7 protein-coding genes are annotated in these 15422 nt (G+C 72.5%); 1 reads left to right on the top strand and 6 read right to left on the bottom strand.

Features of this window, described 5'->3' with window-relative positions:
• Positions 1–43: 43 nt before the first annotated feature.
• From ACRWNP_RS24905 to ACRWNP_RS24880, 6 genes are all read right to left on the bottom strand, one after another.
• On the bottom strand, positions 44–499 hold the full coding sequence (locus ACRWNP_RS24905) for a TspO/MBR family protein (protein ID WP_431964963.1): 456 nt from the start codon (positions 497–499) through the stop codon (positions 44–46).
• Positions 500–821: 322 nt separating this feature from the next.
• Entirely contained in the window at positions 822–1685 is an 864-nt protein-coding gene (locus ACRWNP_RS24900) for a carbohydrate ABC transporter permease (RefSeq protein ID WP_431964961.1), read from the bottom strand.
• Positions 1682–2686 carry a carbohydrate ABC transporter permease gene (locus ACRWNP_RS24895; protein ID WP_431964959.1) on the bottom strand — a complete coding sequence of 335 codons (1005 nt, stop codon included), beginning with the start codon at positions 2684–2686 and terminating at the stop codon, positions 1682–1684. The genes ACRWNP_RS24900 and ACRWNP_RS24895 overlap by 4 nt, the downstream gene beginning before the upstream one ends.
• Positions 2687–2772: 86 nt before the next feature.
• Positions 2773–4065, bottom strand: a complete 1293-nt coding sequence (locus tag ACRWNP_RS24890) for an ABC transporter substrate-binding protein (RefSeq protein WP_431964957.1) — start codon at positions 4063–4065, stop codon at positions 2773–2775.
• Between the two features lie 106 nt (positions 4066–4171).
• On the bottom strand, positions 4172–6160 hold the full coding sequence (locus tag ACRWNP_RS24885) for a glycogen debranching N-terminal domain-containing protein (protein WP_431964955.1): 1989 nt from the start codon (positions 6158–6160) through the stop codon (positions 4172–4174).
• A gap of 378 nt (positions 6161–6538) precedes the next feature.
• A complete protein-coding gene (locus tag ACRWNP_RS24880; RefSeq protein ID WP_431964953.1) occupies positions 6539–7522 on the bottom strand; it encodes a LacI family DNA-binding transcriptional regulator in 984 nt (327 codons plus the stop codon).
• 569 nt (positions 7523–8091) lie between these two features.
• Here ACRWNP_RS24880 and ACRWNP_RS24875 point away from each other — a divergent pair.
• Positions 8092–15414, top strand: a complete 7323-nt coding sequence (locus tag ACRWNP_RS24875) for an amino acid adenylation domain-containing protein (RefSeq protein ID WP_431964951.1) — start codon at positions 8092–8094, stop codon at positions 15412–15414.
• The last annotated feature ends 8 nt before the right edge of the window (positions 15415–15422 follow it).

Genomic DNA, 15422 nt, shown 5'->3' with positions numbered 1-15422 from the left:
GGTCCTGGCGGAACGTGAATGCCGGCCGCACAAGTGCCGTGAGTCAGTGCTGCGGCGATCGGGAGCGGTGATTGAGCTGGGCGATCCTGGCGTTCAGGGCGGTGGCGAACCAGCACCATGCCGAGTAGGGAAAGAGCGCCGTGGCCGCGCCCCGGTCGGTACGGGATGTGGTTCGAATGAGCTCCAGGGTGCTGACGTCCAGCAACAGGGTGCCGACCAATCCGGCCCGAGGGCTGCGGGCGGCAAAAAACAGCCAGCTCCAAGCCGCGTTCAGGGAAAGGTTCACTGCCAAGGAAGCCGCCAGCCGGTCACGTTCCCGGCCCCTGGCCCGGTCGAAGGCACGGCCGGCAGCCCATGCGACGCCGGCGTACAAGGGCGTCCAGACGGCGCCGAACGCCCAGGACGGCGGGTGCCACCGCGGTTTCAGCAGCCCCGTGTACCAAGCGCTGTCCGGTTTGACCGCTGCGGCGCCCGCTGCCGCTGCGGCGGCTGTCGCCATCGCAGCACCTGCGTAGGGCTGCCACCGCGCCCGCATCCCGGGTCCATGCGACCCTTGCGGCCGGCCGGCGCGACCGTGCCGTCCTTCTTGTCGTCGCTCGTCTCGTTCGCTGATCAGCCTCATACCGACAATTCTTCCCCGCTCGGCCCAGCGCCGAGGACCTCGACCGGCTCGCCGCCCTGCGGCCCTGATCCGGGCGCGCGGCCTCCGTCCTGTTCCTGGCCGTAAATTGTCTGGCTCCATGGTGCCGGCCCTGACAAGCCAACTCGGGGTTCTCCCGCTTCGGAGCAGGGTGCGTTCGCGGCGTCGGGGGAACAGCGCCCTACTTCACGCCGCCGGCGGTCAGTCCGGCGATGATGCGCCGCTGGAAGACGAGTACGGCGATGACAAGCGGGATCGTGACCAGGACACCGGCCGCCATCTGCGTGCCGTACGGCTGGTCGAAGCGGTAGGCGCCGGTGAAGCGGGAGATGGCGACGGTCGCCGTCTGCATCGACTTCTCGTTGACCATGGAAAGGGCGATGATGAACTCGTTCCAGGCCGCGATGAAGGTGATGATCGCCGTGGTGAAGATGCCCGGGGCGGCGATGGGGATGATGACCTTCCGGAATGCCTGCCCTCGCGTACAGCCGTCCACCATGGCGGCCTGCTCGAGTTCCGCCGGCAGCTGGCGGAAGAACGCGGTGAGCGTCCACACGGCCAGCGGAAGGGCGAAGGACATACTGGGGACGACCATCGCCTGGTAGGTGTTGATCCATCCGATGTCCGAGAAGAGCTTCAGCAGCGGGACGATGAGCGAGATCCCGGGGAACATGGACGTGGCGATGATGATTCCCGCGACAAGCCCCTTGAAGCGGAATTCCAGACGGGCCAGCGCGTAGGCCGCGACGGTGCCGACCAGCAGCGTGAGCACGGTGGTCACACCGGCCACCACCAGGCTGTTGAGCAGCGAGCGCTGGAAGCCGACGTCGGGCCTGAAGACGGCGGCGAAGTTGGCGCCGGACCACGGCCGGGGGAGCGGCGAGAGCTGGAACTGGTCGGTCGGGCGCCGCAGGCTGGAGACGACCATCCAGTAGAACGGCGCGAGGCAGTACACGACGATGGCGGCGATGCCCGCGGTCCGCAGCAGGGCCGCCGGGCGAAGCCGCCGAGCCGGGGCGGGTACGGGGTGGTCGGCGGCGGTCATGCGGTGGTGGCCTTTCGTGCCGGGGCGGGCGTCCGGGTGGTGCGGGCGGTGCGCCGACGGGCTCTGGCCTCGCCGATCAGGTCCGCGCCGAGCAGCTTCACGAACGCGAACGCCACGATGACGACATATCCGAACAGGAGGGTGGCGTAGGCGGCGGCCGGGCCGTAACGCACGTTGCCGGCCTCGTAGTACGCGAGCATCGCCAGCGTCTCCACCTCGTGCTTGTGCCCGCCGATCAGGACGAACGGCAGGTCGAACATGCGCAGCGCGTCCAGGATGCGGAACAGGACGGCGATCAGCAAAGTGGGCTTGACCAGCGGCAGCGTGATGCTGCGGAACTGGCGCCAGGGGCCGGCGCCGTCGACCCGGACCGCCTCGTAGAGCTCACGGGGTATCAGCTGAAGACCGGCGAGCACCAGCAGGCCGATGAACGGCGCGGTCTTCCAGGTGTCGGCGACGATCACCGCCAGCTTCGACTGCCACCCGTCCGCGGTCCACAGGATCTTCTGGCCGAGCAAGGCGTTGGCGACCCCGTTCACGTCGAAGACCCACCGCCACAGCAGCGCGGAGACGGCGGTGGGGATCGCCCAGGGCACCAGGATGGACGCGCGGACGATAGCGCGCCCGCGTAGGGCCTGGTTCATGACCAGGGCCATCGCGAGACCCACGACCACCTCGATCGTCACGGTGGTGACCGTGAAGAACGTGGTGTTCCAGAAGGCGTTCCAGAACACCGGGGCGTTGGTCCCGGTGAACGCGTCCGTGTAGTTGCGCAGGCCCGTGAACTGCTCTCCTTCCACCACGAAGCCGTCGGCGTCGAGGCCCTGGCTCTCCTGGAAGAGGGAGGCCCTGACGGCTGCCACCAGCGGGTAGGCGATGACCAGGCCGAGGACGAGGAGGGTGGGTGAGAGCAGGACCGCCGCGAGGCGTCCGTCCCCCCGGCCCTTGCGGAGTCTGGGGACAGGGCGGCGCGCGCCGGCCGCCGGGATGGTGGTGGTCACGATATGTCCTTCGTCGGGGGAACGCCGGGCGTCCCGGCCGGGCACGCGACACGCGCGATCGCGGTGCGTGCCCGGCCCGGGACGACTCACTCCGCGGTGATCTGCTCCAGCTTCTTCTGCAGGTCGGCCAGCGCGGTGTCGGCGTTCGCCTTTCCGGAGATCACCGGATAGACGGCGTCCTGGATGGCCGTGGTGACGTCGCCGTAACGCACGGCCTTCGGCCGCGGCCGCGCACTCTCGATCGACTTGCCGAGCGTGGCGAGATAGGGGAACTTCCGCTGCAGCTCGGGCTCGGCGTACAGGTCCGCCCGGGTCGGCGCGACCGCCGCGTTGAGCAGGTTGGAGCGCTGGGCCTTCTCCGCCGTCAGGAACTTGATGAAGTCCCGTGCGGACGCCTTGTGCTTCGCGAACGTCGACACGGCCAGGTTCAGCCCGCCCAGGGTGGAGGAACCCGGACCGTTCAGTCCCGGCAGTGGCGCCACACCGAACTTGTTCGCGACCTTCGACGAGCCGTCGGTCTGGTTGGCGAGGTTCCACACGTACGGCCACTGGCGCAGGAAGACCAGCTTGCCCGCCTGGAAGGCCTCGCGGCCGTTCTCCTCCTGATAGGTCAGTGCCTCCTTCGGGAAGGTGCCGTCCTTGAAGCCGTCCACGAGCCACTTCAGGCCCGCCTTGACCTGGGGGGTGTCGGCGGTGGGCTTGCCGCTGTCGTCGAACAGCTCACCGCCGGCGGACTGGACCGCCTCGGAGAAGTTGACGGTCAGGCCCTCGTACTTGTCGAACTGGCCGCCGTAGCAGCTCATCCCGTGGGCCTCGTGGAGCTTCAGGACCTTCTTGCAGGCGTCCGCCAGCTCGCCCCAGGTGGTCGGCGCCTGGACCCCGGCCTTCTTCAGCAGGTCGGAGCGGTAGAAGAGCATCCCGCCGTTGGACTGGTACGGGGCCGCGTACACCTTGCCGCGGTACTTCGCGGTGTCGACGGCGGACGGCAGCAGGCCGTCCAGCGGGAAGTCAGAGGCCGGGAGTTCGTCGATCCAGCGGTTGGCGGCGAACTCGGCGGTCCAGGTCACGTCGAGGCCGAGCACCGAGTACGCGGCCGACTTCACCTGGGCGTTCTGCACCATCTGCTGGCGCTGCGCGTCCGCGGAGGTCGGCAGTTCGGTGATGGTGACCTTTTCCTTCGGGTGGGCGGAATTCCACTCGTCGATCAGGCTCTGCAGATTGCCGGAGGTGTCCTTTCCGGTGGCCAGGGTCACGGGACCGCGGTCATCGGAGCCCTGCTTTTCCGCGCTCTTGTCGGTCCCGTTGCTGCTGCACGCGGTGACGGCGAGTGCGGCGGCCGCGGCGACAGCGGCCGCCTGCAGAATTCTTCGGCTGGTCATTCCCTTGCTCCTCGTTGAGCAGCGCTTGTCAGCGCACATTTCGAATGGTGTGGCAGTGAGAAATCGAATCGTGTTCGTGGCTGCGAAATGGGCCGGCATCCGGCCGTCAGGCGCTACCGGGAGCGCCCGGGGCGTTCCCCGCCTGCGCGGGGCTGCCGCCCGGAGAGGCCGTCCCGGCCGGGCTCTCCAGGTACCCGACGACCGCCACCGCCCCCGCGGCCGCCCAGGCCTGGGGACGGCAGGCCGCGGGATAGGCGGGCAGCGGCGCGCCGTCGGCCGCCGAGACCCCTCCGTACAGCTCCGGCAGCCGGTACTCGAAGCGTTCCGCGGCCTCGACCACTCCGTTCGCGAGTGAGCGGGCCACCTCGTGGTGGCCCTCGGCGGCCAGCCCGAGCACGGCGATGGCCGTGTCGTGCGGCCAGACGCTGCCGCAGTGGTAGCTCATCGGGTTGAAGGCGGCGCTGGTGGAGGAGAGGGTTCGCAGTCCGAACCCGCAGTCCATGTCCGGCGCGGACAGTCTGCGGGCGACCGTCGCCGCCTCGTCGGGGGAAAGCAGCCCGGTGCCGAGCAGATGGGCCATGTTGGAGGAGGCTCCGTCCACCGGCCGCTTGGCTCCGTCCAAGGCGATCGCCGGATAGGGTCCGACGTCGTCGCAGACCCAGTAGGCCTCGCGGAAACGCTCACGCAGCCGGGCCGCCCACTCCCGCAGCTGCTCCGTTCCGCCGGCACCGAAGCTCTCCAGCAGGTCCGCGCCCTGTACGGCGGCGGCATGCGCGTAGCCCTGGACCTCACACAGCGCCAGCGGCGCCTCCGCGAGCCGTCCGTCGGACCAGCGCACCCCGTCATGGGAGTCCTTCCAGCCCTGGTTCGCCAGGCTGCCCGGGGCGGTGGCCCGGTACTCGAGGAACCCGTCCCCGTCGGTGTCTGCTGCCTCGGTGATCCACCGCAGGGCCTTCCGCAGGTGCGGCAGCAGCTCGGCGACCTCGGCCTCGGGCAGGCCCGCCCGCCAGGCGTCGTGCAGCAGGCGCACCCACAGCGCCGTGGCGTCGACCGTGCCGTAGTACAGCGGTGGCAAGGTGAGGCTGCCCAGTCGCAGCGGCTCCGGGCGCGCCTCGTGGAGGATCTTCCCGGGCTGCTCCTCCGCCTCGGGCAGGTCCCGCCGGCCCTGCCTGCGGGCGAGGGTGCGCAGCGTCCCGCCGGAGACCGCGGTGCCCAGGGGCAGCAGCATCCGGGCGGACCAGAGCGAATCGCGTCCGAAGAGGGTGAAGTACCAGGGACTCCCGGCGGCGAGGAACCGGTCCCGCGGATCGAGAGGGTCGGACAGCAGCATGGACCGCAGGTCGTCGAGGCTGCGCTGCAGCAGTCGAGCCCGGCGGTGGTCGACCGGCGCCTGCGCGGGTGCGGCCCAGGGCAGGGGCAGCGACTCGCTGGGCGCGCCGAAGACGGTCCGCGGCGCGCGCTCGGAAGTGCCTGCGGGGCCGGTGCCGGGCGATGCGCACACGCGAAGCGACAGCGACCAGGAGCCTGCGGGCGGCAGGTCGGCCTCGAAGCACAGGACGGCCGTTCCGTTCTCCACCCGGCATTCGGCCGGCGCCGGCTCCGCGGTCAGGACGACTCCGGTGCCGTCGCGGTCCCAGCGCACCTCGCCGCCGGCGGCGATCGGGGGGACGGGGCGGATGCGCTCGCCCGTCCGGATTTCGTGCACGGGGGCCAGATCGGACTCGGCGCGTACCAGCACGCGCAGGCGCAGGGGTGCGTCGCCGAAGGTGCGCAGCCGCAGGTGCTCCGCGAGGCCGCTGTGCGTCAGCGCCCGGTGGCGGTCCAGCATCAGGTCCGCGTCGGTCACGTCCGCGTCGGCCGGCTGCACGACGGCGGTGAACCGGGCCTGCGCCGACCGGGTCAGTGACCGGCCCACCGGCCGTACCTCTGCTTCGACGATCTCGACCTCCAGCCGGGAGAGCAGTCGGCGGTCGTCGCCGTAGTAGCCGTCCGCGCCGCCCGCACGCAGCTGGCCGTCCGATCCGGTGAGTGCGGCGGCGGGGGCGCGCAGCACCGTCACCAGGTCGTGCAGGGCAGGTGGGTGAGGGGTTGTCACCCTGCCTCCTTCGGTCAAGCGGGTCGTACGGTCGGGCCGCGCAGTGCGACCGGCCGGTGTGCGTGGGCGGGTGCCGTCACCCGCAGCGCCGACCTCGCGCGGAGGACGGGCAGCGGCGGCGGACACGCGCCCGACCGGCGGTCGCTGACGTACAGGGATCCGGGTGCCGAACTCGAACCGTCGTCGGCATCCCGAAAAGTTGAACGATCAAAACTGCGACGCGCAGGACTATGCCATGTGGTGGGCCACCTGACTAGGGGAAGTTTCCTCAACGTTTCCGTGATGTTCCGCGCGGAGGACCCTCGGTTGCTCCCGCCGACGCTCAACTACCCGTCCCGCAGAACCCGCGCAGCGGCGGCGAGTGGGTTGCCGCGAGGCTCAGGAACTCCCACGGACGATCAACTCGGGCGCGAACAGCACGTATTCGGAGGCGGCGGGAGGGCCTCCGGCGAGCCGGGCGGTCAGCAGCCTGATCACCGCGCGCCCGACCTCGGTCAACGGCTGCCGCAGCGTGGTCAGCGAAGGCTGGACGAGCGCGGCGGCGGGGGAGTCGTCGAAGCCGACCACAGCCACGTCCCGCCCGATGGCGAGCCCCAGTTCCCGGACCGCCGTGTAACACCCCAGCGCCAGGGTGTCACTGGCCGCCACCACCGCGGTGGGGCGGGGCCGTGCGCGCAGCAGCTCAGCGGCAGCAACAGCGCCTTCGTCGATCGTGTCCGGCGAGCGTGCGCAGTCGCGGGCGACCAGGCCGTGCCGGCCCATGGCCAGGCGCCATCCGAGCAGCCGGTCCTGTCCCGGCCCGCTGCCCTCCTCCATCCCGAGGAATGCGATCTCCCGGTGACCTCTGGCCACGAGGTGGTCCACGGCCGCACCGACGCCGGCCGCGCCGTCCACATCGACCCACAGCTGCCCGGGCGGGGCATGAGGTGCCCGGCCGAAGCCCACGAACGGGGCGTTCCGTGAGGCGAGCCATGCCGGACGGGGATCGCCGGGGTCCAGCCGGGACAGTATGAACGCGTCGACGCTGGAGGTGCGGAGCATCTCGTCGTACGTCGCCAGTTCGTCCTGGAAGCCCTGCGCGGCGCAGATCACCACGCGGTAGCCGTCCTCCTGGGCCGCCGCCGCGAGAGCGTGCAGGAATCGGTCGAGTATCACGTTCGACGTGCCATCCCGCCCCACTTCGACGCAGTAGCCGATCTGCCGCGACGCCTGGGTCCTGAGCGACCTCGCCGCCCGGTTGGGCTCGTAGCCGATCTCCTTGATCACCCGGAGTACGCGGTCCAGCGTCTCCGGGCGCAAGCGCTCCGGTGTGTTCAGGGCGTTGGAGACCGTTTGGCGGGACACCCCCGCAATACGTGCCACATCGTTGACGGTGGGAGCCGGCGAGACGGAGCGCTTGCGCATAGGAACAGCAGTCTACCGGCGAGGACGGCGGCAGCCACCGCCTGGTCACCCATCGCGACGGCTTTCGGCCGAACCGGTGCGGGCCGCACCCCGGACCCCGAGGCATCCCTGCCGGGGCCGCGGGCGCGGGGGCAGCGGCCGGCTCCGGCTCGGGACGCCGAAGAACACGGGGTGCGGGTAGCCGTGGCCCATAGGCGCGATCCACGCGGAGGCCGACAGCGGGACATCGAAGTCCGGGCGCGCAAGGGGCCGGACCGCCGCGCCTTGTCCGGTCGGCCCGGCCGTGACCGCCTTCGGGTTCCGGCCGGGGCCGGGGTGTCCGGCAACGGCGGCCGCCAAAACACCCATCCGTGAAGGTCAGTCGGATTTCTGTTCGCGTCAACTGCCCTATTTCCAGCTCCCGTTCATGTGATCGCTCGTGAGGCGATAGGGATCATTCACATCTTCGTCGCGCCAGTCCCCCAAATTCGCCGAGGCGTTCCGCTTTGAGGCGCCTCCAGTGCAGGGACAGCTCCGAGGGAGTTCGTGTGCGTGCTACACCAGCCGTGGACGTGGCCGCGTCAGGCGGATCCGCGGCGGCCGAGGCCACCCCCTCGAGCGGAGCCGGGGCAGCGCCCTCGGACGTGCTCGCCGCGATCGAGGAGCAGGCGGCGCGGGCCCCCGACGCGCCGGCCGTGGTCGACGCGACGGGCTCGTCCTCCTACGCCGAACTCCTGGCCGCGGTCGGCTCGCTGGCCGGGACGCTGCAGGCGTCGGGGGTCCGTGCCGGGGACCTCGTGGGGCTGTGCCTGCCCCGGGGGCGGGACGCGGTCACGGCGATGCTGGCGGTGTTGCGGGCCGGGGCCGGTTATCTGCCGCTCGACCCGGGGTATCCGGCCGCGCGGCTGGCGGTGATGGTCGAGGAAGCCGCGCCCCGGGTGGTCCTGGTCCCGGACGGCGGCATGGACGGGGTCGCCCGCTCCCTGCCCCCGGGGACGCCACTGCTCGCGGTGCACGCGGCCGAATGCGCCGCCACCGCGCCGGGCACGCCCGTGGTGCCGGAGGACCCGGCGTACGTCATCTTCACCTCGGGCTCCACGGGACGGCCCAAGGGCGTGGTCGTCCCGCGGCGGGCGCTGACGCACTTCTGCCGGGCGGCCCGCGATCGCTACGCTTTGTGTCCCACTGACCGGGTGCTGCAGTTCGCGTCGCTCAGCTTCGACGCCAGCGTGGAGGAGATCTTCCCGCCGCTCACCGCCGGCGCCACGGTCGTCGTCCGGGACGACGACATGATCAGCCGTCCCGACGTCTTCCTGGACCGTTGTGCCGGGCTCGGCATCACCGTCCTGGATGTGCCGACCGCGTACTGGCATGAACTCGTCGGGGCGCTCGAACGCGGTGAGGCGGCCCTCCCGGCGACGGTGCGAACGTTGATCATCGGCGGTGAGGCGGTTCACGCGGAGGCTGTCGCCCGCTGGCAGGAGCAGGTCGGCACGCGGGTGCGGCTGCTCAACACCTACGGCCCCACCGAGACGTCGGTCGTTGCCACCGCCGCCGACCTGACCACGTGGTCCCGCGGCGGGCCTGTACCGATCGGCACCGCGCTGCCGGGCGTCACCGTGCGCGTCGTGGCCGAGGACGGTACGACGGCGACGCGCGGTGAGCCGGGGGAACTGCGCATCGGCGGCGCGGGAGTGGCCACCGGATACCTCGGCCGGCCGGACCTGACCGAGGACCGGTTCCGCGAGGGTCCGGACGGGCGGCGCGAGTACCTGTCCGGCGACCGGGTCCGGCAACTGCCGGACGGCGGCCTGGAGTACCTGGGCCGGCTCGACCAGCAGGTGAAGATCCGCGGTTTCCGCGTGGAACCGGGCGAGGTCGAGAGCGCGCTGCGGGAGGTGCCCGGCGTCACCGACGCCGTCGTCCTCGTCGACGCCGCAGCGGGCGCGCCACGGCTCGTGGCCCATCTGGTGACCGCGGACGGCGAGCTCGGCACCGACGGCGTCCGTCGTGAGCTGGCGTCCCGGCTGCCGCGGTACCTCGTGCCGGCCGTCTTCTCCCTGCACGCCGCCTTCCCGCTGACGTTGCAGGGCAAGGTGGACCGGGCCGCGCTGGCGGCCGCCCCATCCGTGTCCGCACCGGTCGCGGACGATGCCGTGGACTCCACGCCCGAGACTCTCGTGGCCGCCATGTGGCGGGAGTTGCTGGGCGTCGTCGAGATCCGCCCCACCGACGACTTCTTCTGCCTCGGCGGGGACTCCCTCTCCGCCATCCGCATGCTCAGCCGGCTGCGCCACTCCCACGGCACCGACCTCACCCTCAGCGCGCTCTACGCGGCACCCACCCTCGCCGAGGTGGCCGACGTCGTCCGTGCCGCCGATGGCGCGGCCCACCCGTCCATCACCGCGGAACCCACGACGGACCCCGGCGCGGACCGTCCGGCCGGCGAGCCGTCGCAGCTGCCGCTCACCGCGTTGCAGCGCGACTTCTGGATGGCCGAGCAGGTGAGCCCGGAACTGCCGGTGCACACCCTCGGCATCCGTTACCGCTGGGCCGCGCCCGTCCGCCCCGAGCTGCTGCCCGGGTGCCTCGCCGAACTGGCCGCACGTCACCCCGCCCTGGTGTCCCGGTTCCCCTACGCCGGCGACGGGCCCGTGACGACTGTCGACCGGTCCGCGACCATCCCCTTCGGCGCGATCGACCTGCGGGACCTGGCGCCGGAGGCGGCGCGGGCGCGGGCGGCAGAGGAGCGCCGGCGGATCGTGGCGGAGCGGACCGACCTCGAGCGGGGCCCCCTGGCGCGTGCGGCGCTGGTGCGCACTCCCGACGGCGACGAACTCCTCATCGCCGTACACCACTTGGTCTTCGACGGCTGGTCCGTGGGCGTCCTCGGGGACGAGCTCGCCGAGATCTACCGCGACCTGAGTGCGGGTCGCACGCCGCGGTACGCCGCCCCCGACCGTCTTGCGGAGGTCGCCCGGTGGCGGACGGCGGCCTCCGGTGACGCCGCGCTCGCCGCGTACTGGCGGGACCGCCTCGACGGCGCCGACCTGGACCTGGAACTGCCCGCGGACCGGCCGCGCCCCACCGTGGCGACCCACCGGGCGGGACGGGTCACCCGCGGCATCGACCCGGCATCGCTCGCGCTGCTGAACGCGTGCGCCAGGGAGCACCGGGCCAGCCTCTTCATGGTCGTCCTGGCGGGCGTGCAGCTCGTCCTCGGCAGGTACACCGGCCGCAGCGACGTGACGGTCCTGGCCCCGGTGGCGGGACGCGAGGACCCCGCGCTGGACCGCGTGGTCGGCTCCGTCCTCAACATCCTGCCCCTGAGGGGCGACCTGACGGGCAATCCGACGTACGCGGAACTGCTGGACCGGGTGCGGGAAGCGGTCCTGCGTGACCTGGAGCACCAGGGTCTGCCGCTCCCAGAGATCACGGCGTCGGTGCGACCGCCCGGCGGCGGCCGGCTCGACCCGCTCAGCCGGGTGAGCGTCACCGTCCACAACACGGCGGCGCCGCAGGACCCGCTGGTGGCCTACGCCGGGGACGAGGCGCCCGCCGCGACCATGGCGGACCTCGCCATCGGCCTGGACTTCCCCGCCGGCGGAGCGGTGCTGACCGTCGACTACGCGGCCGAACTCTTCGATGCCGAGCGCGTCGAGGCCCTGGTGGACCATCTGCTGACCCTGTTGCATGCCGCGGCGACGGAACCCGGCACCGAGGTGGGCCGGCTGCCGCTGCTCACCGAGGCTGAACGCCACACGGCCCTGCACACCTGGAACGACAGCGCTGCCGAGATCCCCCCGGCGCGCAGCCTTCAGGAGGTGTTCGAGCGCTGCGTCGCGCGGCGCCCGGACGCCCCGGCCCTGACCTCGGGTTCGCGGACCGTCGGCTACGACTGGCTCAACCGCAGGGCGAACCGCGTCGCCCACCTGCTGCGCGAGCGCGGCGTGCGCCCCGGCGAGCGGGTGGCGATCTGTCTGGACCGCGGGATCGACCTGTTCGCGGCGATGTGGGGGGTGCTGAAGGCGGGCGGCGCCTACGTGCCGCTGGATCCGGCGTACCCGCGCGAGCGGCTGCGCTACATGCTCGACGACAGCCGCCCGGCGGCGCTGGTCACCCGTCTCGGCCTCGCGGGCGTCCCCGACGCGCCCGCGGGCACGGCCGTCCTGGCGCTCGACCGCGACGCCGTGCTGCTCGACGCCGCGTCGGACACCGACCCGGTGCCCGTCGGGACGCCGGACGACCCGGCCTACGTCATCTACACCTCCGGCTCCACCGGCCGCCCCAAAGGCGTGGTGGTGACCCACCGGAACCTGGTGCACGCGGTGGCCATGTGGCAGCGCGCCTACGACCTCGACCCCGACTGGACGTACCAGCAGGCCGCCAGCTTCTCCTTCGACATGTTCGTGGGCGAGACGCTGCGTGCGCACTGCACCGGCGGCCGGCTCGTCGTCGTCCCGCGCGAGACGCTGCTGGACCCGGCGGAGCTGTACGCGCTCATGCGCGACGAGCGGGTCCAGTGCACCGAACTGGTGCCGGCCGTGCTGCGGGCTCTGCTGGCCCACGCCGAACAGGCGGGGGAGCGACTGGACTTCGTGCGGCTGCTGATCGGCGGCGGCGAGAAGTGGCAGGTGCGCGAGTACCAGCGGGCGCAGCGCCTCGTCGGCCCCGGCAACCGGGTCGTCAACGCGTACGGCGTCACCGAGGTCACCGTCGACAACGTGTACTTCGACGGCGACGTCGACGACCTGCCGGCCGAGGCGCCGCTGCCCATCGGCCGCCCGTTCCCCAACAACCGGGTGTACGTGCTGGACGCGTACGGGGCGCCGGTGCCGCCGGGCGTGGTGGGCGAGCTCCACCTGGGTGGCGCCGGGGTGTCACCTGGCTACCACGAACGGCCGGAGCTGACCGCGGAGCGGTTCGTCCCCGACCCGTACGCTCCGGACGCGGCGGGCGGCACGGCGCGCATGTACCGGACCGGGGACAGCGCGCGCTACCGCCGCGACGGCACCGTGGACTTCCTGGGCCGCCTGGACGACCAGGTCAAGGTGAACGGCTACCGGGTCGAGCTCGGCGAGGTCGAGGCCGCGCTCGGCGCGCTGCCCGGGGCGGCGGGGTCCGCGGCCGCGGTGCACACCCTGCCCTCCGGCGCCGCCCAGCTCGTCGGCTACCTCGTGACGGCACCGGACGCCGCGCTCTCCGAGGCGGCGGTCCGCGAGGCGCTGGCGTCCTCGCTGCCTCCGCACATGGTGCCCGCGCGGGTGGTGTTCCCGCCGCGGCTGCCGCTCACCCCGAACGGCAAGCTCGACCGTCGCGCCCTTCCGTCCCCGCCCGACGCCGCCGACGTCCCGGCGCGCACCGCGCCGCGCAACGCGGCCGAGCGGCGCATCGCCGCGATCTGGGCGCGGACGCTGGGCGTGGAGGAGTCGGCGATCGGCGTCGACGACAGCTTCTTCTCCCTCGGCGGAGACTCGTTCGCGGCGCTGCGGATCGTCCGGCAGATCGACCCGGGCCTGGCGCTGGTGGAGCTTTATCGCACCCCGACCGTGCGCGGCCTCGCCGCCCTGCTCGCGGACCGCGCGGAGCGCGGCGAGGAGCGGCGCGAGGAGCCGGCGCCGCTGCTGCACCGGCTCACCTCGCAGGAGGCGGATCCGGGCGCGGGCGGCGTCACGGTGGTCGCGGTGCCCTTCTCCGGCGGCAGCGCCGTCGCATACCGGCCACTGGCCGAGCAACTGCCCGCGCACTGGGGGCTGTACGCGGTCGAGCTGCCGGGCCACGACATCAGCCGGCCGGACGACCCGCTGCTGCCGGGCGCCGAGGTGGCGGCCAAGGTGGTGGCGGAACTCGGCGCGGTGAAGGGGCCCGTGATGGTCTACGGGCACTGCCTGGGAACGGCCGTCACGCTGGAGGTCGCCCGTCAGGCGGAGGCCGCCGGCGTCGACGTGGTGGGCGTCGGCCTGGGGGCCAGTTTCCCCACGGCGCGGCTCCCCGGGCGCTTCTTCGACTGGCTGCACCGGCTGGCGCCCACCGACTGGCTCACCTCCGACCGGGAGTACCTGTCCTACCTGCGGGCGCGGGGCGGTTTCACCGATCTGGACGACCCCGAGCAGGAGCAGTTCGTGCTGCGCAACGTGCGGCACGACGCGCGGGACGCCGAGGAGTTCTACACCAAGGCCTACCAGGACTTCGCGGCGCCCAGGCTGCGCGCCCCGGTGGTCAGCGTGGTGGGCTCCCGCGACCGGGTCACCGAGCTGTACCAGGAACGCCATCACGAGTGGGAGCACTTCGCGGACGACGTCTCCCTGGCGGTGCTGCCGAAGGCGGGCCACTTCTTCGTGAAGACCCACTCCGAGCCCCTGGCCCGGACACTGGTGGAACACGCCGAACGGTGGCAGGAACCGCCGGTGCCCGTGGACGGCCCGCCCGTGGACGAGGCCCGGCCGGCAGTCCGGCGAGGCCCGGACGGTCCTCGCGGCACGGTCCGGTCGTCCGGGCCGGTGGCGGCGGGCACGCGGGGCACCAGGCCGAGCCTGTCCCGCTTCGCGGTCGTGGCGCTGGGCCAGTTCCTGTCGATGATCGGCAGCAGCCTCAGCACGCTCGTCCTGAGCATCTGGGTCTACCAGCGCACCGGGTCGATCGCCGACTTCGCCGTGGTGAACGCGGTGGGCATGCTTCCCGGCATCGTCGCCGGACCGCTGGCCGGCGCGGTGGCGGACCGCTGGAACCGCCGCGTGATCATGCTGACCAGCGACGCGGTCGCTGGCCTGGCGATGGGCGCGCTCGGCCTGCTGGTCCTCGGCCGCGGCCTGCAGATGTGGCAGGTGTACCTGGCCGTGTCCGTCACCTCCGTCGCGGGCGCCTTCCAGCGGCCCGCCTACCTGGCCGCGGTGGCCCAGCTGGTCCCGAAGCGGTATCTCGGGCACGCCAACGGCATCAGCCAGCTCGGCGTGGGCGTGGGAACGGTGTTCGCGCCCATGATGGGCGCCGGGCTGATCGGGGTGATCGGCGTCTCCGGCGTGATCATGATCGACGTGGCGAGCTTCGCGGCGGGAGTCGCGACGCTCCTGGCGGTCCGCTTCCCCGACACCCTCTTCCGCCGCCGGGACGAGTCGTTCGGCAGGGAGATCACCGGCGGCTGGCGCTACATCGCCCGCCGGCCCGGACTCCGCGCGGCGCTGCGATTCTTCGTCATCGACCACGCCTTCTACACGCTCGGCTTCGCTGTCATCACGCCCATGCTGCTCATCGAGCAGTCGCCGCTCATGCTGGGCATGGCACTCGGCGCGGCCGGTATCGGCGGCCTGTGCGGCAGCCTGGTGATGGGCCTGTGGGGCGGCACCGGCCGCAGGACGCACGGCATGATCATCTCCATGGCGGTGGCCAGCCTGGCGATGGCCATGGTCGGTATCGCCAGCCCGCCGCTGATCGTGACCGGGATGTTCCTGCTGGCCTTCGGCGAGTCCCTGGCCGACGGCCACTGGATCGCCCTCGTGCAGACCAAGGTCGGCCTCGAACTCCAGGGCCGGGTGCTGGCCATCTTCATGACGCTGATGATGCTGACCATGCCGCTCGGCTACCTGGTCGTCGGCCCGCTGGCCGAGCGGTACGTGAGGCCGCTCCTGGAGCCCGGCGGCGCCCTGGCGGACACGGTCGGCGTGCTGCTCGGCACCGGCCCGGGACGCGGGCTGGCGCTGCTCGTCGTCGTCAGCGGACTGCTGCAGCTGGGCTGGGCGGCCCGCGGCTGGGCGAACTCCCGTCTGCGCCTGCTGGAGGACGACCTGCCCGACGCCCTGCCCCCGGCGGAGGTCGGCGACCTCGACGACCTCCAAGGCCACGCCGACGCCCAACTGGCGACAGCCCGCGCCTGACCTCCCCT

It is taken from the genome of Actinacidiphila sp. bgisy160 (assembly GCF_965342435.1).
Classification (GTDB): domain Bacteria; phylum Actinomycetota; class Actinomycetes; order Streptomycetales; family Streptomycetaceae; genus Actinacidiphila.
Note: the sequence above shows the minus strand (reverse complement) of the source record. Positions and strands in the feature narration are given on the sequence as shown.

Bases quoted from the DNA above. Each gene is read 5' to 3' on its own strand.
- ACRWNP_RS24905 (WP_431964963.1), bottom strand. From the start codon at position 499: ATGGCGACAGCCGCCGCAGCGGCAGCGGGCGCCGCAGCGGTCAAACCG.
- ACRWNP_RS24900 (WP_431964961.1), bottom strand. From the start codon at position 1,685: ATGACCGCCGCCGACCACCCCGTACCCGCCCCGGCTCGGCGGCTTCGC.
- ACRWNP_RS24890 (WP_431964957.1), bottom strand. From the start codon at position 4,065: ATGACCAGCCGAAGAATTCTGCAGGCGGCCGCTGTCGCCGCGGCCGCC.